The sequence below is a fragment of the Vibrio sp. Y58_MX_L22 genome, assembly GCF_024181865.1.
GTDB classification, from domain to species: Bacteria; Pseudomonadota; Gammaproteobacteria; order Enterobacterales; family Vibrionaceae; genus Vibrio; species Vibrio alginolyticus.
On record NZ_JAMZAN010000003.1, the window covers coordinates 595,148 to 616,007 of the forward strand.

23 protein-coding genes, 1 tRNA gene and 1 rRNA gene are annotated in these 20,860 nt (G+C 44.5%); 3 read left to right on the forward strand and 22 right to left on the reverse strand.

Going from position 1 to position 20,860, the window contains the following annotated elements; translation table 11 throughout:
* Position 1: 1 nt before the first annotated feature.
* From NL626_RS10420 to NL626_RS10500, 17 genes are all read right to left on the reverse strand, one after another.
* Positions 2 to 877, reverse strand: coding sequence for a metal ABC transporter permease (locus tag NL626_RS10420; RefSeq protein WP_005393560.1), 876 nt, complete (start codon positions 875 to 877; stop codon positions 2 to 4).
* A complete protein-coding gene (locus tag NL626_RS10425; protein WP_017635536.1) occupies positions 877 to 1,605 on the reverse strand; it encodes a metal ABC transporter ATP-binding protein in 729 nt (242 codons plus the stop codon). Before NL626_RS10425 ends, NL626_RS10420 begins: the two co-directional genes overlap by 1 nt.
* A complete protein-coding gene (locus NL626_RS10430) occupies positions 1,605 to 2,531 on the reverse strand; it encodes a zinc ABC transporter substrate-binding protein (protein ID WP_171344285.1) in 927 nt (308 codons plus the stop codon). Before NL626_RS10430 ends, NL626_RS10425 begins: the two co-directional genes overlap by 1 nt.
* Before the next feature lie 22 nt (positions 2,532 to 2,553).
* Positions 2,554 to 3,105 (reverse strand): DUF6162 family protein, encoded by a 552-nt coding sequence (locus tag NL626_RS10435; protein ID WP_213903176.1) that lies wholly within the window; start codon positions 3,103 to 3,105, stop codon positions 2,554 to 2,556.
* Positions 3,102 to 3,422: a hypothetical protein gene (locus NL626_RS10440; protein ID WP_005374251.1), complete on the reverse strand. Its 321-nt coding sequence runs from the start codon at positions 3,420 to 3,422 to the stop codon at positions 3,102 to 3,104. The genes NL626_RS10435 and NL626_RS10440 overlap by 4 nt, the downstream gene beginning before the upstream one ends.
* Positions 3,423 to 3,464: 42 nt before the next feature.
* A complete protein-coding gene (locus NL626_RS10445) occupies positions 3,465 to 4,295 on the reverse strand; it encodes a DUF4198 domain-containing protein (protein WP_203345257.1) in 831 nt (276 codons plus the stop codon).
* Between the two features lie 15 nt (positions 4,296 to 4,310).
* Positions 4,311 to 4,850 carry a DUF2271 domain-containing protein gene (locus NL626_RS10450; protein ID WP_053349400.1) on the reverse strand — a complete coding sequence of 180 codons (540 nt, stop codon included), beginning with the start codon at positions 4,848 to 4,850 and terminating at the stop codon, positions 4,311 to 4,313.
* A gap of 21 nt (positions 4,851 to 4,871) precedes the next feature.
* Entirely contained in the window at positions 4,872 to 5,501 is a 630-nt protein-coding gene (locus tag NL626_RS10455) for a PepSY-associated TM helix domain-containing protein (protein ID WP_021035904.1), read from the reverse strand.
* 133 nt (positions 5,502 to 5,634) lie between these two features.
* On the reverse strand, positions 5,635 to 6,807 hold the full coding sequence (locus NL626_RS10460) for a hypothetical protein (RefSeq protein WP_213886239.1): 1,173 nt from the start codon (positions 6,805 to 6,807) through the stop codon (positions 5,635 to 5,637).
* A complete protein-coding gene (locus tag NL626_RS10465; protein WP_005374256.1) occupies positions 6,804 to 7,424 on the reverse strand; it encodes an energy transducer TonB in 621 nt (206 codons plus the stop codon). The genes NL626_RS10460 and NL626_RS10465 overlap by 4 nt, the downstream gene beginning before the upstream one ends.
* On the reverse strand, positions 7,424 to 7,828 hold the full coding sequence (locus NL626_RS10470; RefSeq protein WP_005374257.1) for a biopolymer transporter ExbD: 405 nt from the start codon (positions 7,826 to 7,828) through the stop codon (positions 7,424 to 7,426). Before NL626_RS10470 ends, NL626_RS10465 begins: the two co-directional genes overlap by 1 nt.
* On the reverse strand, positions 7,825 to 8,379 hold the full coding sequence (locus NL626_RS10475; RefSeq protein WP_017635540.1) for a MotA/TolQ/ExbB proton channel family protein: 555 nt from the start codon (positions 8,377 to 8,379) through the stop codon (positions 7,825 to 7,827). The genes NL626_RS10470 and NL626_RS10475 overlap by 4 nt, the downstream gene beginning before the upstream one ends.
* Entirely contained in the window at positions 8,379 to 9,746 is a 1,368-nt protein-coding gene (locus tag NL626_RS10480; protein ID WP_253657315.1) for a MotA/TolQ/ExbB proton channel family protein, read from the reverse strand. Before NL626_RS10480 ends, NL626_RS10475 begins: the two co-directional genes overlap by 1 nt.
* Entirely contained in the window at positions 9,747 to 10,514 is a 768-nt protein-coding gene (locus tag NL626_RS10485) for a DUF3450 domain-containing protein (protein WP_253657316.1), read from the reverse strand.
* A gap of 74 nt (positions 10,515 to 10,588) precedes the next feature.
* Complete coding sequence (locus NL626_RS10490) at positions 10,589 to 12,682, reverse strand: TonB-dependent siderophore receptor (protein WP_136976328.1); 2,094 nt, start codon at positions 12,680 to 12,682, stop codon at positions 10,589 to 10,591.
* 207 nt (positions 12,683 to 12,889) lie between these two features.
* Entirely contained in the window at positions 12,890 to 14,263 is a 1,374-nt protein-coding gene (locus tag NL626_RS10495; protein ID WP_253657317.1) for a sensor histidine kinase, read from the reverse strand.
* Positions 14,263 to 14,928, reverse strand: a complete 666-nt coding sequence (locus NL626_RS10500) for a response regulator transcription factor (protein WP_005386018.1) — start codon at positions 14,926 to 14,928, stop codon at positions 14,263 to 14,265. The genes NL626_RS10495 and NL626_RS10500 overlap by 1 nt, the downstream gene beginning before the upstream one ends.
* A 230-nt stretch (positions 14,929 to 15,158) precedes the next feature.
* On the opposite strand from NL626_RS10500, the gene NL626_RS10505 reads away from it, so the two are divergent.
* The gene (locus NL626_RS10505; RefSeq protein WP_225496557.1) at positions 15,159 to 15,869 is read left to right on the forward strand and encodes a glycerophosphodiester phosphodiesterase family protein; all 711 of its coding nucleotides are present in this window, start codon (positions 15,159 to 15,161) and stop codon (positions 15,867 to 15,869) included.
* A 35-nt stretch (positions 15,870 to 15,904) separates the two neighbouring features.
* Here NL626_RS10505 and NL626_RS10510 read toward each other — a convergent pair whose 3' ends face one another.
* Positions 15,905 to 16,387 carry a murein L,D-transpeptidase family protein gene (locus NL626_RS10510; protein WP_253657318.1) on the reverse strand — a complete coding sequence of 161 codons (483 nt, stop codon included), beginning with the start codon at positions 16,385 to 16,387 and terminating at the stop codon, positions 15,905 to 15,907.
* 241 nt (positions 16,388 to 16,628) lie between these two features.
* Between NL626_RS10510 and NL626_RS10515 the strand changes: the two genes are divergently transcribed.
* Together NL626_RS10515 and NL626_RS10520 are read left to right on the forward strand one after the other, a co-directional pair.
* A complete protein-coding gene (locus NL626_RS10515) occupies positions 16,629 to 17,624 on the forward strand; it encodes a 2-hydroxyacid dehydrogenase (RefSeq protein ID WP_033906222.1) in 996 nt (331 codons plus the stop codon).
* A gap of 85 nt (positions 17,625 to 17,709) precedes the next feature.
* Positions 17,710 to 18,066 carry a YibL family ribosome-associated protein gene (locus NL626_RS10520; protein ID WP_005374274.1) on the forward strand — a complete coding sequence of 119 codons (357 nt, stop codon included), beginning with the start codon at positions 17,710 to 17,712 and terminating at the stop codon, positions 18,064 to 18,066.
* A gap of 163 nt (positions 18,067 to 18,229) precedes the next feature.
* Here NL626_RS10520 and NL626_RS10525 read toward each other — a convergent pair whose 3' ends face one another.
* The 4 genes from NL626_RS10525 to rrf form a co-directional block, all read right to left on the reverse strand.
* The gene (locus tag NL626_RS10525; protein ID WP_005374275.1) at positions 18,230 to 19,261 is read right to left on the reverse strand and encodes a hypothetical protein; all 1,032 of its coding nucleotides are present in this window, start codon (positions 19,259 to 19,261) and stop codon (positions 18,230 to 18,232) included.
* A 103-nt stretch (positions 19,262 to 19,364) separates the two neighbouring features.
* On the reverse strand, positions 19,365 to 20,126 hold the full coding sequence (locus NL626_RS10530; RefSeq protein ID WP_253657319.1) for a cytosolic protein: 762 nt from the start codon (positions 20,124 to 20,126) through the stop codon (positions 19,365 to 19,367).
* 277 nt (positions 20,127 to 20,403) lie between these two features.
* Positions 20,404 to 20,494 (reverse strand) — tRNA-Ser (locus tag NL626_RS10535).
* 101 nt (positions 20,495 to 20,595) lie between these two features.
* Positions 20,596 to 20,712, reverse strand: a 5S ribosomal RNA gene (gene rrf / locus NL626_RS10540).
* Positions 20,713 to 20,860 lie beyond the last annotated feature (148 nt).

Sequence of the window (20,860 nt, forward strand, 5' to 3'; positions counted from 1 at the left end):
GTTACGCTTTTTGGATAATTCGGTAAACCGTTGCTGTTAGGAAAAATGCCGCAGAAACAATGATGATGGATGCGCCTGATGGCACTGGTAGCTCAAGCTCCATCGGCAGTATGGTTCCTACTAAACACGCAATGGTTGCCAATAAAGAAGAAAGGAGAACGAAACTGCCCATGCGTTTAGTCAATAACCTAGCCGTTGCACCAGGAATCAGTAGCAATGCACCAACCAATACCGCGCCAATAATCTTTACCGCGGCGATGGTGACCAAGGTGATCATCATGACAAATAAGTAATCATAAAAGCTGGTATTAAAGCCGCGTACACGTGCAATATCCGGGCTGATACAAGTTAGCAAAATGCGGTTAAACGTTGGAATAAGAAGCAGTAATATGATCAAACAACTGATCGCTAAAATAAGGATATCGTTGTCCGTCACAGTCAAGATCGAGCCAAACAACACGTTCTCCAACATGTGAATGTTGATCTTGCGAGCAACGTACATTAACAGCGCAGCACCAACCGCTAACGCTAGTGCAAGAAAAACCCCAACCAGTGTGTCGTAAGGTACATTCGTACGATTACGAACAAAGTGAAGCAACAGCGCAAAAATCATACAAAAGCTAAACAATCCGATGATCGGATTCTCTGGCGGCTCACCGAGCAACACACCAATCGCGATTCCGGTAAGCGCAGCATGCCCAACCGCTTCAGAGAAAAAAGCCAGTCGCTTGGCGATGACTAATGTACCAAGACCACCAAGTAATGGTCCTAATATCAGCGCTGCAACAATTGCGTTCACCATGAAAGCATAAGAAAAGCTATCGCTTAACCATCCAGCTTCAACGCCGCTAACCGCTAACTCTCGCAACCAATCCATTATGCAGCCTCCACTTTTGCTGTGTAGTGCTTGAATAATGTTTCTATACGATCAGGACTTAGTACATCTGAATGGTGCCCTGACGCCACAATTTGACGATTTACAACATGGACCTGCGCATCTAAACGGCGCACTGCGGTCACGTCATGGTGTACTGCCAGTACCGTTTTGCCTTCTCCAACGACTTCATGAATCAAACCTTCAAGATATCGAACACCTTGCTCATCCATGCCAGTTGTAGGTTCGTCTAAAACCAATAAATTGGGCTCATCCAGTAAAGCTTGCGCAAACAAAACACGCTGTTGCTCACCGCCAGAGAGTTGCCCCATACGACGGTCGCTACGCGTTGCCATACCCACGCGATCCAGCTGGGCCAGGGCATGTTGAGTTTGTTTCGTTTTACGTCGCCAAAATAGAGGGATACGGGTTTGGTTAAGCAGTACAAAATCCATCACGGTTAACGGGAGGCTTGCTTCAAACATCGCTTTTTGTGGCACATACCCTATCTTCCCCGATGCAGCTGATGGTTCTGGCCAATTGAGTGCAATGTTTCCCGAAAATGGCGTAAGTCCAAGTACCGAACGAAGCAAAGAAGTTTTCCCACCACCATTCGGTCCCATAATCACGTGACATTTCGCGTTCTCGAATTCGGCGCTGATGTTCTGCAAAATGATATTGTCGGCGTATTTTAGGCCCACGTTACTTAAGGAAACGGAAGGTCCAGTCATTACGCCTTTTCCCCTGCTCGCTTACTCGCCACAAATTTCATGGCTTCGATTAGTGTTTCCACATTATCTCGCATCTCAACCTCAACTTTATCGGCCTCATACTCACCGTGAGTCATGTGAGAAAAGCGATAAAGCTGCACCCCAGTCGCCTCTTCGATGGTATCAACAAAGCGATTCGGCATATTGAGCTCATAAAACAGAACATCAATGCCCGATTCACGAATTTTCTCTATCGTTTCCTGTAGCTGACTTGCACTTGGTTCTACACCATGAGCAGGCTCAATGACAGCGGCAACGTCAACACCAAACTCCTGAAGGATATATCCGTAAGCATTGTGGGTTGTCGCCACCTTCATACCAGCCGTGTCCAACTCACCAAGAGACAACATTGCATCACGCTTCATCAGGCGAAATGTTTTCGCGTATTTACGGGCATTTTGGCGATAGAACGCAGCATTGTCTGGGTCCAATTGGCTTAGCTCACTCGCGATGGTGTAAACCTTTTGAATGGTTGTTGATAGACCGACAAAGGTGTGAGGGTTCACTGCTCCTTGACCAACAGACTGCCCCATAGCGGGCAATAAAGGCACTTCTTTGTTCGCTTCGATAACCACGAGATCATCACGCTGAGAAGCCTTGATCACTTTCAGTGCAAAATCGTCATGACCAATACCATTGATCACTATTACGTCCATTTCATTTAAGCGTTTAAGATCATTAGGTTGTGGTAAATAGTTGTGAGGATTAAAACCAGCATCCACCAAAGGAATGATGTCCGCCTTCTCACCCACAACGGCTTTAACATAGCTGTAATAAGGTTGTAGCGTAATACCAATACTGAGTTTTTCGGCAGCAAAGCCTGTAGAAGACACCGCCAATAACGCGGTGGCTGTAAGAATACGACGTAAAAGAGAGCGTTTGATCATAGTACTTATCAATTATGTTGTCTTAATGGGCGTGAGAGTGGGAAGAAGAGCCTGACAGAACGATTTGTTTCCAGCCGAAATCGTGGCGTTTAGCTAGATCGCTTAGTCCCTCCACATTTAACGAACGGCTAGAATCATTAAACCAAATATCAGCTTGAGAACTGCGGCTATCCAACAGCATGGAAGCAGAGCCTTGGGCACTGGTCTTCACGCCAATGTAGACACCGTCATCAATTCGTTGCCACTGATGAGAACCTTTACGCTTCCAGTTTTGGTCTTTCACGAATGGAGCAATCCAAAGCGCCTCCATGTCAGAGACCTCAGGCCAAGTTCCAGTTTCTAGCTGCAAATCACGAATCTCTTCATGAGCGAGCTTAAGTTCAGCGATCAACCCCAACTCATTTTGATGTAAATCCGTGATTAACACTTGATGAGACTGCATGTCTGGCTTTTCAGTCGCGACCTGATGGTAGGGCATAAGTATGGCTGCTGAACTGAGAATTGCTGCGATTGTCAGTGCGACCCACTTTCCTTCTCGGTTACCATCATCAGGGCGAACTTTCTTTACACTCATTTCTCTTTCAGCTCAACGATATCCACTTCCACCGGGCTTTCATGTCCGGCATCAAATACCAAATAGAAATCTGTTTCAGGGTGAGTAAATTCTGCGATGGAACGCTTATCTGTTTTTTCTTTGGCGATCAGATTGTCGTCGTAATCGTACATTTCGACATCGTAGTCGACCGCTGTCGATCCATCCGAGTAGCCCGCTTCACAAATCACTTTATCTTGCGCCAAGTGACAGCTCATCAGAGGAAAATGTGCAGCAGCGTGAAAGGACGCAAATCCAGAAAAAAGCAAAACCGCTTTTAGAAGAGAAGTGTTATTCATGATAATTCCAAAATGGCCCAGCAATTGCTGAGCCTAATTCGATTAGTTAAGTTGAGTTTCAAACGTAAGGTGAACATTGGCACTCGCTTTATCCGCCAATGGATTATCTTTCAATTCACCTTTGTAGTTCGCTTTCATTAAGTAGCGCCCGGCGACTTCTGGCGTGAAGATCACTTTGCCATCTTTATCGCTCACCACATCGATTTGTTCTTGATGGTTTCGGTACATGGTCCCTTCACGTGTAATCTCAGCAGTAACGCCCTCTTGTGGCTCTCCGTTAAAGAAAAACTGGAAAGTCACAGGCTCACCTTCAATGATGTCCGATGGATGCGTGATCGGTTTCATCTCCAGCATTTTGCCTTCAATCTCCAACGCTTTGTCCGTTGGCATACCAACCGTAATGTAGCTTTCTGCTCGGGTGTAACTTAGTTGAGTAACCACATCACGCGCTTGCTCGGGAAGCACATCACCACGCTCAGCTTTGCTTGCTCGCGCCCATTTCACCGTATCACGACGGCCCGCTTTGTATTGTGTGTAGTAGCTCGGCTGATTATTAATCGCAACTTTGTGCGTGCCTTCTTCTGTAAAAAAGAAATCAAACATAGAGCGACGCTTGCCACGAACAACAAAGTTAGGACGCTCAGAGCGGCCATCCGGCATCACCACAAATGCCTGGTCACTACCCGCAGGCTTATCAAAAACAAACGTTCCGTGAGAGGCAGTAACATCAAATGTCAGCCAGTCACCGCCTTCTTTAGAAACCGTAAAGTGAGAGGGCAGAACCCAACGTGGATGTGCTTGTGCGGTGGTGGTTACAGCCAATCCCATTGCCATTACACTCGCCAATGCCACTGTTTTCATTTTGGTTTTCATTGTTGTGTCCTTTAATCACTTAACTTGATAATTGACGGTGATGACACCCGTCTCTTGTGTTGGTTTAAGCTCATAGCGCACGTCACTGTCCGCTAGCGTTATTTTTTGACGTAAGTAGTTTCGCCCACCGTGTTCACGAACGACCTCGACGTACAACGTGTAATTTCCTTGTTCCAAACGCTTCCCTGCGTCATTGGTTCCATCCCAGACAAAGCGGTATTGACCAGCAGGACGTGTTGCAGAAGTCACCGCATCAACAAGTTCACGATCATAACGACCCGCTTTTCTCCACCAACTGCGTAGATCTTTTAACCATTCGTCTTTCCCTACCCATAACTGAATGGTTTTAACCGGTTTACGCTGATCGTTTTCAACCCAAACCGCCACATAAGGGCGTGCATACATTGAGGTATCTATCTTTGGAAGTTCGAGTTCGAAGTCGACCTTCGCGTTATCTGGTATAGGCGCCGCGGAAAGAGAGAAAGGAGCAAAAGCCGCGATCAAAGCGGCTTTACAAAAGTGATTACGGCGGAAAAATCTTCCTGTGTTCAACATAAGTGTTCTCTAAAAAAGCTGTTATGGAACAGCAACAAAATAAATTACGAGCGACAGTAACGTACCAAAGCTCATCCATTGCATTGACGTTCTGAGCGTCTTCTTCTTAGGCAGTAACAAGCACACGCCTGTAAGAACAAAAAACACCATCAAAAGCGCAGTGACGTCGATAAACCACTTCCAAATCCCACCACTGTTGCGTCCTTTATGTAGATCGTTCAGCAGCGCAACAATACCGTAGTGCGTCGTTTCGACGTCTGCTGCACCAGTAGTCATATCAATAAAGACCGTAGCGTTATAACCCGGGCCTTTAAAATCCATAGAAAGCTCTCCGAGTAACAACTCACCTTGCTCAACTTCGGTATACACATCTAGTGCGGAGGGAGTACCGCGAAGCTCGGTTTCTTTAGTCAAGAAAGCCACCAGTTCTTCACGATTAGGTTGAAAGGTATCTGAATGTGAGAATAGAACTGAGTGCGGAACCGTCAGAGTATGTTGTTGAATGATAGGTTCACTGCGTTCAAACAATTCGGGGCGATTGAGGGTAATACCAGTTACTGCAAAAAACAGCGTAACTAAGAGAAGAGCCATCGAAATATAGATATGTAGGCGGCGAGCCCAAGTTTGAACACCTTTGCTTTTAAGCAACATAGAAACAATCATCACCAATAAATGTGGGGCATAATTTAGGTGATAATCATTCGTATTGGCATTTAATTTACATTGTTTACTTTAAACAAAAAAATACCCGAGACTGAGCTCGGGTATTTAATAAAAATGTTCGCTATGAGTCCTGCGTCGATTCTACTTTGCGTAGCTGAGATAGATACTTAACCCAACTTTTTGCCTGATTCGATGGCTTAATCTCATTCGCTCTTTTGGCATTAGCGAGCGCATCGTCAAACCGCTTAAGTTTGTAGTAAGCGCGAGTTTTGATAAGTGCAACATCCGCTTTACGACCTCTGACATTATCGAGCGCGGCAATGGCATCTTTATAATGGCCTTCTTGCACCAACAGTTGAGAATAGTTCCAGTAATACTGCCTATCTAGCTGAGCTGCAATACGCCAGCTATCAATAGACTCTTCCCACTCTTTTGCCATTTGCCAATACGTTGCTTGCTGAGCTTTTAGCTTACTATTCGAGTTTACATCCTCTAGCTCGTTCATCACCAACGCAGCTCTCTCAGGAATACCTCGTTTCGCGTACAATTGTGCCAGCAGCTTTAAGTCATCTTGGCTAAGTTGTAACCCTTTCAGTTTTGCCAACGCCAAAGAGTCTAGGGCACGTTTGTTGTCATCAACCCGTAGGTATAGAGCAACAAGCTGACGCCACCATTCAATTCGCTCAGGTTCAATCACTATTAAGCGTTTGATGGTCGAGATTGCCGGCTTCCACTTTTTCAGTTCTAGCTCAGCAGAAAGCTTTATCGACAATGCGCCAAGCTTGTCTGGCTGACCAAATTTCTCATAACGAGCCATTGCTGAAAGCACTTTTTGCCACTGACTCAGTTGATAATGAGATTGGGAAATACGTAGCCATAGCTCATGCGCTTGTTGACCTTTAGGAATGTTTTGGCTCAAGGCATAGTAATGAGGTAACGCCTTAGAAAAACGTTGCTCGTTCAGCAGTATATCAGCCAACATTTTTCGGGTTTGCCATGCTTGCTCATCTTGTAGCAAACCACTATTGACTGCCAACTCAAGTTGCTTAATCGCCGCTTGAGTTTGCTCATTCTGCCAGTAAAAAATACCCAACATTCGAGCGACATAAGCTTGGTCATATCCACGAGAAAGCTCCATAGCTTCAAGAGATGAAATCGCTTCTTTCAGTTTCTCTTCTTGAGCCAAGTTGTGTGCTCGTTGAACTCTCGCTGCGGTGTATTGGCTTAACTCACTGGCAATGGTTGAGAGTGCACTCAGGCTTAATACCGTACCGATTAAGAATTTTTTCATCATTTGGCTAACTTGAACTCCACTTTAGCGGTTTGTCCGAACTGCTCAATTGACACACCATCCTCAACTTTTGGCTGATACTTCCATTTTTTAAGCGCACGGATTGCTTCTCTTTCAAACATGCGCTCGGGCTCAGCCTCGATCACTTCAATATCTTTTGGTCGTCCAGTTGCATCGATCGTGAAACGCATAATGACATAACCTTCCACTCTACGTTTCAGCGCCTTACTTGGATAGCGAGGATCAACACGATACAACGGCAGTGCTTGCTGGTTGCCCATTGTTCCCTTCAAGTTTGGTGCACTAATCGCGATGCCTTCAAGGGCAGTGTTTAAACCTAAAGCACTGACTGGCGTCATCTGACTCATTGGTTCCATTTGAGTGTCAGCTTGAGACAGATCCATTGGCTCCGGCGCTTGAGGTGGTTCTGGTTGCTCCGGCACTGAACGTTGACGACGCTGCACGTCTGCTTCGTTCTCTACCATCACCATATCAAAACGAACGGCTTCTGAAGCTTCTGGTGCACGCTGGTTGCCTTTATCAACCATCCACGCCATAAAGCTAAACAAGCTCACAGAAATTAACAGTGATGCTGGTAGTGCAAGTAACAGCCTGCCCATTAAGGTTTCTCCGCCGCCAATGCAATGTTCTTCACACCTGCTGCCTTTGCAGCGTCCATCACTTTCACGACAGTGCCATTGTAAGCATGCTCGTCAGCTTGGATAACTAACGAAGCATCAGGCTGATCAAGTAACAGGTGCTCAATAGAGGCCTCAACACGCTCAATATCAACCACTCGTTTGTCAATGTACACATCATTCGCTGCCGTTACTGCGATAAAAATGCCCGCGTCTTTTTGACTTACTACATTAGAAGCCTGAGGGCGATTCACTTCTACACCGGATTCACGTACAAACGAACTGGTCACAATGAAGAAGATCAACATGATGAAGACGATATCAAGCATCGAGGTTAAATCGACTTGAGCTTCATCTTGTTGGTTAGGTCTGCGTCCGAGTCTCACTTTTGACTCCTTAAAGATTGTTCTAACTGGATAGCTTTTCGTTCACACACTTTGCTAAGGCGAGCATGAATAAACATGCCCGCAAGCGCTGCTACCATACCTGCCATGGTTGGCAGCGTAGCAAGTGAGATACCAGAAGCCATCAATTTCGGATTGCTGCTGCCTTGCGATGCCATTACGTCAAACACCGTAATCATGCCTGTCACCGTCCCTAACAACCCTAGCATTGGGCAAACCGCCACAAGTAGCTTAATAGTCGATAGGTTTTGGCGCAGTTCGATTTGCGCTTTTGCAATCCATCCTTCACGGATTTGATGCGCGTACCAAGAGTGGTGCTCTGATCTTGCTTGCCACTGCTCACAAAGCTGTTTTTTTACCCCAGGGAAAACCGTTGTGAGATAAATAACTCGCTCCATAACCAACAGCCAGCACACCGCCACGACGGCGGCCAGCCACCATAGGATTTGACCACCTTGCTGCATAAAGCTCATCAAGGTTGTGGCCCAATCCTCACTGATCAAACCCAATGTGCTGAGTAGGATCTGCTCCATTACGCTGCGTTCTCCGCTAAGGTGTTAGAGTGACTTTTGTTACTCGGCATATCACGCTCAGCTTGTTCTGCAACTAAACCGATGCCTTGTTTTTCTAAGATACTGCGAATATTTTCTGCTTGAGAGCTCAATACGTTGTGCGCTAATAGCAAAGGCATGGCTGAAACAAGGCCAAGTACGGTAGTCACAAGTGCCATTGAAATACCACCCGCCATTACTTTCGGATCACCATTACCAAATTGAGTGATGACTTGGAAGGTTTCGATCATACCCGTTACCGTGCCTAGTAGGCCAAGCATAGGAGCTAGAGCAGCAAGAAGCTTAAGCATCGACAACCCTTTTTCTAGGTGGGTTTGCTCATCAACAACAGCTTCCAAAAGACGTAGTTCTAACGCTTCTACGCTGCGATGCTTGTCTTTCTGGTATACCGCAAGCACGCGACCCAAAGGGTTGTTTCCTGGCTGCGCTGGGGTTTTCAGTTGCTTCATGATTTTCTGACGCGAAATCATCAGTGATGCACCACGTACGAGCGCAATCAATAGGCCGATAGCCAATAAGCCAAGGATGATTTTGCCGACAACGCCACCCGCATTTAGGCGATCAGCCAAAGTCGGTGAGTTTGCAAGCTGTTCAAGAAGAATGCCACGTGACGGATCAATGACAAGTGCATCAATGTCACCAGAGGAAATAGTATTCGCTGTTGGACCGTTCTCAGGCTGACGAAGATAGTTTACCGCGTCTCCGCGTTGACCATTCCACTTAACGTAGCCAGTCTCATCCAGCAGCGCTATAGAACCAAGACGAACACCATTAACCGTTTGTTCACGACCTTCGCCATTTAGCAGTGTGAAAGAGACGTTTGCCATTTCACCGCTTGCTTTGATTTGTTCTTCCATGCTGCGCCACATCGCCTGAAGTTGGGTCAACGTTGGCAGTGATTTAGCCGCAACAATAGCATCGATATCTTTCTGATATGAGTTTGCATCTACACCGGTTACTGAGCTTTTTAGCTCAGACTCTAGCTCTTTTGCGTTCTGGCGAACGACGCCAAATAACTCACCTAGGCTCCCGGTTTCTAGACGCAACTTTTCTTCTAGCTGTGCCAGTTCTGCTTCATTTTCACCGAAGGTAACACTTAATGAGTCCGCTTCTGCTTGAAGAGCAGCCCGCTCTGCCACCAATTTATTCTTTATAGCCTGTAGCTCTTGCTCTGTTTGCTTAAAACCTGATTCACGCGCGACATTGTGCGATTGCTGTTGACGATTTTCTTGCTGCGCCTTTTGTAACAACGCATCACTAGCAAGAGTTGTATGAGGCATTAATGCGGCTGTCGAGATTAATGCAACCGATAACCATTTTTTCATCATTTATTTGCCCTCCGCAGCGGTTAACGACACTGGTAGAGTTAACATGCTCGGCGCGATCTGTTTATTCGCCATAGCGAACGCTTTGTCTAGCTCTGATTTTTGCTCAGAACCCACTTGTTGCCATGCTTGTTGTTGCTGTGACCAGCTCCAAAATGTGTCACCAGATAAGCTACGCGCTACCAAAGACAAACGCCCTAAATAGAGAATGTTCGCCTCCACAGCTTCATTGTCACCTAGGTTAATCTTGCCTTGGTAAACGCCAAGCTTGGTGCCGTAATCCATTTCAATTTGGTACGCTTCTAAAATACGACGAAACTTCTCTGCATCCGCAACGTCTGCACGCGTCATCATGGAATCCAGCTTTGCAATTCGCTCCTCACGTTGCGCTTTGCGTATAGGCTTGTCGTTAGCGACGAGCACTTTTAAGCCCTCAAGCATGTGATACATCAAAGGCACGACACCTTGACGAGTTTGAGCAATCTGCTCAATTTGCTCGTTCAAGCTATCAACTTCTTGATTTTGACTTTCAACAAGGCTTGCAAGATGATCGCGATAAATCTTCAAGTTACCGACTTCCTCTTGCAGCTGCTCAATTTCAGCTTCTAGAGTAAGTGATTTTTCTGCGCTTGCATCAATACGTTTTTGGCTTACCGCCGACGACTGGTTTGTTTTACTCTGCACAGCTTGTGCATCGTTTAAGTTCGCCGCGTGAGCGGGAATCAAAACCGATGATATCAACAGAGCGATACTTGATTTCATTAGATTCATACGAGTTATATTTCTGTGTTCCAAAAACGACCAAAGGGGAAGACTACCCTTCCCCTTTAATAATCAAATTGTTATCAGTACTTGAACTGGATTGTTGCCATGTAGTTGCGGCTTTCTCCAACCACAACCCCACTCGCACCTTTTTGCTCGCCATTCGTGCTACCACCACCTGCGAAGTAGTCGGTATCGAATAAATTCTCGACATTGAATCGAGCAATGATATCCAAGTTTTCATCGTACTTATGTTTGTATGACACGCCCATATCAACGCGAGCGTAGCCATCTTTCTTGAAGGTGTTCTTTGCATCACCGTAGCGATCACCTTCATAAATCAAACCAAGGTTTAAGTTAGTGTTGTCTTGAACCTTGTAGCTAGACCATAGACTTGCCGAGAACTCTGGCACGTCTACAGGGCGGTTACCTTCATATCTTTCTGCCTTCTTAAGCTCTGCATCTAAATACATTGCAGAAGCGGTTAGCGACAACTCTGGGGTCACAAAACCTTGAGCCATTAACTCAGCGCCTTTGTGAACTTGCTCACCACCTTGCGTTTTCTTGTGTAGGAGATTGCCGCCCGCGTCTTTGCCGCTTTCAACATCCAGCGAGATGTTCTCTAACGTGATATCAAACACAGCACCAGATACAAATAAACGCTGATCAAACAGTTCCCACTTCGTACCGATTTCATAAGAGATACCACGCTCAGCGTCGAGTTTCTCACCTTCATTGATGTAGGTACGACTACCGTTGCTGACTTCACCTTGAGGCATGAAGCTTTCAGAATACTGAACGTAAACCGAGCCATTCGTCGATGGGTGGAAAATGACACCAAATTTTGGAGAAACCTGGTTTTCGGTCAGTTCATCATCACGCTTTTCGTCATAACGAACACCTGCAAGCACTTGCCAGTAATCATTAATCGTCATCATATTTTGCGCGTAGATACCCCAAGTATCGTACTCAGCAGTTGGTGATTTCTTCGAACTACGATAGCTAGGCTTAGGCACCGTTTCTCCTGGCGCAATACTCGCCTCATTATGAAATGCCATAAAGCGATCATAACTGTAATCTAAGTAGTTAGCGCCCACTAACAACGTGTTTTCCGTACCGAACAAAGTAAAGTCCGTCGTCACATCTATATATGCAGTATCAAATACCCAATTATCGGAGCGATCGTTGCCTCGATGCTTAATCGTATTTAACTCTTCATACTGATCAAACTTAGGGTAAGACTCTACATCAAAACGCTTAAAGTCTTGGCGGTTGTAACCTGCTTTTACGTTCACGTTATCCGTGACTTGCGCATTAATATCGACACCGTAGTTTTCTACTTCGTTATCAATTTCAGACCACTGCGCATCCCAAATGTACTTATCACCGCGAACCGCTTTGCCATCAACAATGTATGCGCCAGAGTCCACGCTACCATCGTCTTTCGTGCGATCGTAATGAGCCGATACCATAAAGTTGTCTGTGATATCGTACTCAACCACTAGGCCCGCAACCGTACGATCCGTTTCTGGCTCGGTGCCATCACCGTACCTGCGCCAAGAGCCGTAGCTTTCTTTGGCAAAAATTGCGCGCGCTCGCAGTGTCTCTGCATCATTTAGCGCGCCACTCACATCAAGCACAGTGCGTGAGTGATCATTCGAACCTAGATCTTGACTCAAACTTGCTTGTGTTTGAGTTGTTGGTTTTTTCGAAACCATGTTTACCAAGCCACCCGGCTCAGATTTACCGTATAGCAGACCTGATGGACCTTTAAGCACTTCAACACGCTCTAAAAGCTCAATTGGCTGACGGTAGTGTGACCAGTGTTGACGACCATCACGAAGAAAACCGTCTGAACTGCTAAGTTCAAAACCACGTAGAGAGAAACGTTCGCGGTTACGGCTTGTACCACCCGCGCTAACACTTGCATCGTTACGTAGCACTTCACCAAGTGTACTTGCACGCTGCTCATCAATTACCGTTTCATCGATAACCGCTACTTGTCCCGGCGTTTCCAGCTGCGTCATTTCCATGCGCATTGCTGTACTGTTTGTATCTGCCTTGTAGCCGAACTCTCGACCTTCTACAACTACATGTTCGTCTGTTTGAACTTCCGCCACTGCAGGTGTTGCTAACACTGCACCGATCACTAACGCCAAATGGCTCTTAGTAAACATATCCTTTCACTCCGATTATTATTTTTCGGGTCACATACTTGTTGAATGCGATTCCCTCTTAATTATTTCGCGGGTGAATATAAGTGATAAGTATTACCATTTGCATTAAATTTACATTCTTTGCATTTGCAAACTTTTGTAAAGTACTCTCTGATGATGCGCCATGATAATGTGATATCAATCACAAAAATTACGACTTAATCATACTTATTGCTTGAACACTAAAGTAACCCTCAGACCACCTTGCTCACGGTTTTTCGCCGTAACTGCTCCACCCATAATACGCATGGATTCTTTGACAATCGCAAGACCTAAACCGTAGCCACCAAGCTTTTTATCTCTAGAAGCATCTAAGCGTGTAAACGGATCAAAAATATCGACCAGCTTGTTATCTGGAATACCAGGCCCATCATCAGATACTGACATTATGGTGAACTGCTGCCCTTCTTTGACATAATTTTCCAGAGAAACTTCTATCTGAGATGCTTGTCCTGAATATTTAATGGCATTACCAATAAGATTGTTCAAACAACGAATGACCAGCGTTTCTTCACAAATGGCTTTAGCACATACAGCTTCTGAGCGGAAAGACAACGTCTGTTCTGACTTCAAATCTATTTTGCAACGTTCTACTTGCGGGGAGAGCAAAACTTCTAAATCACAGCGTTTCGTGGCTTTGTCGAAGCGCGCATTTTCCAAGCGACTGAACTCCAATATATCGCTGATCAAACGGTTTAGCTCTTTTGCTTCATCTTCTAGCCTTGTCACTAGGCTTTGCTCACTTTCTCCAACACGCTTTCGCAAAAGATGCAGAACCAAGTTCTGCCTCGCTAACGGCGTTCTCAATTCGTGAGAGACATCTCTTATAAGCAGTCGCTGCTTTTCAGCGAGAGAATGAATCTGTTGCGTCATGTGATCGAAATCTTGCGCTAACTCGTTAAACTCACGCGTGCTCGACTTCAGCTCTTTCACGACACTGACATTAAAATCGCCATTAGATAGCTTTTTGCTTGCTTCTCTCAATCGATCCAATGGTTGCTGTAAGTTACGTGCCATTAGCAGCGAAAAGAGCGCCAAAATAACCACTGCAATCACGACTTTGAGAATAGAGAAATACAGAATGAAGTCATTTGCAGGGTGCAGTCGATGTGGCAATTGAATCACTAAAGTATTGCCATGAACTAAAGGAATATTGATGATGGGGCGATTCACTTTCCCCTCAAGTTGATCATCAATGCTTCTCTTAAATTGAAGTTTGAACTCGAAGTGCGGATGCATCAGACGGTGCGTAACTGGTTGCTGATGTTCATTCAACACAAATAAATAAAAGTTTTGCGCATTTGCCCAGTCAGCAAGTTCGTCCATGTCTCCGTGCTCAATCAATACATTGGCTTGATGTGCAAGGTCTAGCATTTCTTCTCGCACACTATCGGGCACTTTCAACATGGCTTTCACCAGAGCTTGTTCCGCTAAGGATTGCACGACCAAAATACTAATGACAATTGCGGTCATGCAACTAAATAACTTGAACGCTAAGCTATCTTTACGTTTTGCAATAAAAGGTGGACACCGGAGCTTCATTAGCGGTTTACAGCCTCTAAATAACTGTAACCTTTGCCACGGAAGGTTTTGATATGTTGCTTGGAAAGCCCCGCTTCAACTAACTTGCGACGTATGTTGCTGATGTGCATATCAAGGTTGCGATCAAAAGGACTCAGCTCTTTCTTTAACACTTCAGTTTGAAGCTCTGCTTTTGAAATCACGACTCCTTGGTTTTTTACCAAGTAGCTCAATAGTTCAGCTTCCGTACTTGTGAGGGGTAAGCTATTAAGCTGGTCGCTGATCGTTTGAACGGTACTACACATCGTCTGACGTTGACGTTCCAAGCCAACACGACGAAGAATCGCTTTGATGCGCATTAGAAGCTCAGCGACATTAAAGGGCTTTCCGATATACTGATCGGCCCCCGCTTGGTAACCATCAAGCATCGAGTTTTCATCGTTGAGAGCGGTAAGCATTAGAATAGGTGTCGCGAAGCGCTGACAGATCCTACGAGCAACTTGCATGCCGTTAAGGTTTGGTAACATGACATCAAGCAATACAAGATCTACAGGCGTTTTTTCCATATATTGCAGCGCACTTTCACCGCAATGCACAGAAGAGACGATGTAGCCCTCCTCTTGCAAAACCGCTTCTAACAGCTCACACAAAGGAACGTCATCATCGACTATCAAAACTCGTGACATTACCACTCACCATTCAAATAAAAATGGTTCGCATTTTATTACTCATTTACCAATTAAACAACTACACACTCTAAGGCTTTAAGTCAACAGGACTCAGTCCAAGAAGCAGCAACGTACTATTAGAGTTTAATGTTCACTTGCACTAAAGGTTCCTAACAATATGCACCTAGATATATCTTCATAGAAAAAACGAGTACAATCTGGCAACCACAAAGCAAAAGATAAAGCGAATGGAAACGTTATTAATTGGTCACCGTGGCGTGGCAGGTTCATACCCTGAGAATACAAAAATAAGCATTCAGGCAGCCATTGACCTGGGGTTGAGGTGGGTGGAAGTGGATATACAGCCTACCAAAGATAATGTTTTAGTGGTTTGCCATGATCATACCGTCAATCGATGCAGCAATGGACAAGGCCGTGTTGATGAGCTCACCCTGGAAGAGTTAAAAGCATTAGATTTCGGTAGTTGGTTTAGCACAGACTTTTCAGGCGAGAAGATCGTGACACTAGATGAACTGCTCACTTTAGCTACTGAGAATAAGCTTAACTTGAATATCGAAGTTAAAGTAGACAACCATCCAGCGGAAGAAGTGGCGCAGACTCTCGCCAATGCGTTAACAAAAAGTCCAATGCCGCAAGAGAATGTACTCCTATCGAGCTTTAGTCATGACGTCATTAGAGCGATGCACAAATACTGCAGTGGCTACCGATTGGGTGTGTTAAGTGAATTCTTTACGAGAAAAGATAAACGCCTTTTGGAAGAAGTTAGTGCCTATAGCTGCAACCTAAACATTAACTGGGTTCGTACTCGCCAGATAAACAAACTCCAACAAGCCGGTTACAAAGTGATGTGCTATACGGTGAACAATCCAAATAAACTGAAATACCTGCCTCAGTTAGACGGTATTTTTAGTGATCATCCACAGCGCTTTATGCCATAGCCTATAAGAGCCAGAACATTAAAGGGGACCTTTTGTTACCACTCAATCTGAATTGGTGTCCCCATCTCGACAAGCTGGATAAATTCGTCCATCTCCTCGTTGGTAATCGCAATACACCCATTAGTCCAATCAAAACTTTGGATGTAAATTGGAAACTGACTCTCACCGTTTTTTAAGCCATGAATTTTGATGTTCCCTCCAGGGGACACACCTCGGCGCTTCGCTTCCAACGTATCAATCGCATCAGGGTAACTGATATGCACAGAACGATAAAAAGCAGAGTCCTCTATAACATAATCTAGAGTGTATTCGCCCTCTGGTGTGCGATTGTCTCCCTCTTCTTGTTTATGTCCTTGAGGGTTCGCTCCTAAAGCAATTCGGTATTCTTTTAGCACTGCTCCTTGTTCCATCAAATACATTCGACGCTTAGACTTGTCGACTTTAACGAGGTCAACAGCTGCGTGAGTGCCAGAAGCAAACACACAACACAAGAACATAGAGCACCATTTTACTGACATTGTCGTAACGCCTAAGCTAATAAAGTGAACAAGAAAAGAGCGATAATGCTAGTCAGTTAATGCTCGTAAAGCAAACAGTATCTAATGCGGAACCATAAGATAGACTCGCTGAAAGGCGTACTTCTTATCGTTATTTGATACAACAAAAGTCAAAGAGAAGATTTCTCTATTCATTGCGGCTAAGTTGCATTACTTTATAAGCATATTTATTTATAAAGTCCGCACTTTTTGAGAGGGAACCATGATTAACATTGCTTTTTTTAGTGCAAAATCCTACGACGAAGCCTCTTTTAATAAAATTAAAAATAACCGCGATTTTGAATTTCACTATCACGACTTCCGACTAACCGAAAAAACAGCCAAGATGGCGCACGGCAGTGATGTCGTATGTGCGTTTGTTAATGATGATCTTTCAGCTCCTGTCCTTAAACAGCTTTCTCTGGGCGGGACCAAGCTTATTGCTATGCGCTGTGCGGGATTTGATAAAGTTGATCAACAAGCAGCCAAAGAACTAGGTTTACAAGTGGTTCGAGTTCCTGCTTACTCACCAGAGGCAGTGGCAGAGCACACGGTTGGTTTAATGATGTGCCTAAACCGCCGTCTTCACAAGGCCTACCAACGGACACGTGACGCCAACTTCTCGCTAGAAGGTCTTGTTGGCTTTAACTTTTTCGGAAAAACCGTTGGTGTTATTGGTACGGGTAAGATTGGTATCGCGACGATGCGTATCTTCAAAGGGCTTGGCATGGAGCTGCTTTGCTACGACCCCTACGAAAACCCATTAGCGCTAGAAATGGGAGCCCGTTACTGTTCGCTTGAAGAAATCTACGCTAATGCGGATGTTATCTCTCTCCATTGCCCAATGAGTGAAGAAAACTATCACTTACTGAACGAAAAAGCCTTCGCGCAAATGAAAGATGGCGTGATGATCATTAACACCAGTCGAGGCGAGTTGCTAGATTCACTAGCGGCGATAGAAGCGTTGAAACAAGGTAAGATTGGTGCGCTTGGCCTAGACGTGTATGACAATGAAAAAGACTTATTCTTCCAAGATAAATCTAACGATGTCATTGTAGATGATGTTTTCCGCCGTTTATCGGCTTGTCATAACGTGCTGTTTACTGGCCACCAAGCATTCTTGACTCACGAAGCACTTAATAATATTGCCTCTGTGACGCTTGATAACGTCGAAGCCTTTTTCTCTGGTAACGTATCGGGCAATGAACTGATTAACTAAAGCCAGACAATCGAGAAGTATAGTAGAGCGTGTGATCTCAGCTATGCTATACTTCTCGACTATTTAAAATTTGAGCCAAATTACCATGAGCATAAAAACTGATATTCAAAAGCTGCACAACCGTTTAGATACATGCCAACGTAAACTTGATGCGGCACGTTCTCGTGGTGATCACGAAATGATTACAAAGTTCACGGATGAAGTAGAACAGCTTACCAAAAAGCTTAACCAGTTAAAGCACAAGCAAAACTATGAGCTGAACAAAGAACGTAAAAGCTTACTTGATATGCCTTTCTCTCGTGAAATCACCAAAGCAGAACAAGCGGACATCGGCAAACTGAAAAAACGCGTACGCGGCTTAGTAATCGTTCACCCATTAACAAAAGTTGGTAAAGAACTTCGCCTTGATGTGATGACAGGCTTTGCGCCAAAAGAGTTTTAAAACTCGCATTAACATTTATGGAGCCCAAGCATTTGCTTGGGCTTTTTATTTTGTACTGCTTCATTAGATTTCATCGAAATATCAATCCATAAGCTATTAAAAAGGCCAGCGACAAAAGCCACTGACCTATTTCGACCAATATCGTCCGCATTATATCTCAACGTTACGACAGTTGCTGCAACTTGTGCTCCACAACGGGATCATTCGGAACCAACTGCTGAGCGACTTCCAAAAGTTGTACTGCATCTTGCGGGTTGTCATACTCATGCTTAAGTGCAATATCAACAAGTGGCTGAATATCGATTTGTGCTTGATGCTCCTTCACATGTTCTTTCTTTTCTTCAATTAACACATTATGAGCGGTACTCAGTAAGTTTAAACGATGCTGTGAGCTCGCATTCGCCTTGTTAAGGCACTGATAGTAATCTTCTTTTAAGCGCAACGTTTTGGTCTGATGACGAAACTGCGCTATATCTATCTTCTGATAACGTATAAAGTCTACGGCCACTTGCTTATAAAAACCGAATTTATTCAAATACGTCGCGTGGGTACCATGTCCCATCCCGAAGACTCTTAAGTGAGTGAGCTCTGGGTAGCGTTTGGCGTGAAGGCGGTCGATTTCATTAGTTGGATCATAAATGATGTAGCCTTTTGCATCGCCAAGATCAAGGTCGTGATACTTTCCTTCCCAATCAAATTGTTGGGCTAGTTCAGTACTTGGCCTATCATCCCATGGCACCAAAACTTTGTTTTTTGTGCTGACCGGGTGAAACATCAATACTTGATCCAACTTTAATAGATTGGAAAAGGCACCAATAGCAAAACCACCGCGGCTAAGCCCATAACCTAAACGACATTCAAAAGGCTCAAGTAAAGTTGATAGCTGCTCTAGAAAGAAAATCAAATTACGGCTGCGAAACCAGTTACTTTTCCCAAGATGCTGAAATGAAATAATATTTACTTTTTGTTTCTGGGCTAAGCGATAGCCCCAAGGCGCAAAGTCTGAGTGTAAGTCCTGTACTTGTAGATTCGTACCAGCAGGGGAAAAGGTGAACAACAACGGTTTATTGCGGTCGACAAACTCATACTTAACAAATACATCATCAAGTAAGTCCTCCCCGGACATCGGTAGCCTGGTTTGCTGTTCTTCACGAGAAAGAGCCAGCCATTCATCCAACCAGTACAGTAACTTCATTAATCCTCCATCTAAATTGCGCCTAGCAATTGTGTTAAAAATCTAGTTTTTAGTGTGTGATCATCTCCCCCTGGTTACAGGGGACTCTGATATCAGTCCTCTTTTAAAACAAAGCGTGAATTTGCTTATTAAATTGGTCAATATCTAAGGTTTGATGGCGAACAAACTCCTGCGCCACCAGATTAAAAAATTCTAATTTATCTAATTGTGTGGATTGAGTGCCGTGTCCCATACCGACGACTTTTAAATGGGTAAGCTCTGGATAACGTTCAGCATGAAGACGATCAATGCGATTGGATGGGTCATAAATAATATAACCTTTGGCATTGCCCAAATCTCGATCATGGTAGCCGCTTTCCCAAGCAAACTGCTGAGCAAGCTCAGTACTCGGCCGATCATCCCAAGGCACTAACGCTTTATTTTTAGTGCTAACAGGATAAAACAACAAAAGATGTTCTAGTTTCAGCAAGTTAGCAAACGCGCCAATTGCAAAGCCACCTCGACTTTGCCCATAACCCAAACGACATTTGAAGGGGTGAAGCAACTCAGATATCTGCTCCAGAAAGAAAATCAAATTCCGACTACGGAACCAATTACTTTGTCCTAAATGTTGAAAGGCAATAATGTTTACTTGTTGTTGTATTCCGATCTCGTAGCCCCAAGGAGAAAAATCCGGAGTTAAATCTTGTACCTGCACATCAGTACCGGAAGGAGAAAATGTAAACAACAATGGCTTGTTAAGATCGACGAGTTCATACTTCACAAACACATCATCAAGTAAATCGTAGCCAGAGATAGGTAAAGCCATCTCTTGTTCTTGTTGAGTAAGAGCTTGCCATTCATCTAACCAGTAAAGTAGCTTCATTTTTTCTCCAAGTGCATCCGCAGTATTTAGACTGGAACTCTATCAAAATGCGTTTAAGCATCCCACGTTGAGACTTAAGAAAGCTCTATTTGAAGCCCAAATGAGACGTATGGAAATGTCTTCGATTGAAGGTATTACTGCGTAAACTAAACCCAAAGTAGGTACGCAAAAACTTGGAGAAAGAGCTAGAGAAAAATCAATTAGAAGTTTCGATAACAGCGGTTAAAAAACAGCAGATACAAAAAAACCGCTGTAAGAACAGCGGTTTTTTTAAAAGTGGCGGAGAGATAGGGATTTGAACCCTAGATACGCTATTAACGTATGCCGGTTTTCAAGACCGGTGCTTTCAACCACTCAGCCATCTCTCCACAAATTGTTACTAAAACTTAGTCTTATACTATTGATGCTAATTTTTAGTTTTGCCTTCAGTTATACCAAGTGAAAAGGAAACTTGAAAGCGATGTTTAAAGCCTGGCGATGTCCTACTCTCACATGGGGAAGCCCCACACTACCATCGGCGCTATTTCGTTTCACTTCTGAGTTCGGCATGGAAATCAGGTGGGTCCAAAACGCTATGGTCGCCAAGCAAATTCTTTAATCTGGAAAGCTGTTTTTTAATTCTCGTTCTTACACATTCAATGTTCTTTCATTGAGTCCATCAAAACCCCTTGGGTGTTGTATGGTTAAGCCTCACGGGCAATTAGTACAGGTTAGCTCAACGCCTCACAACGCTT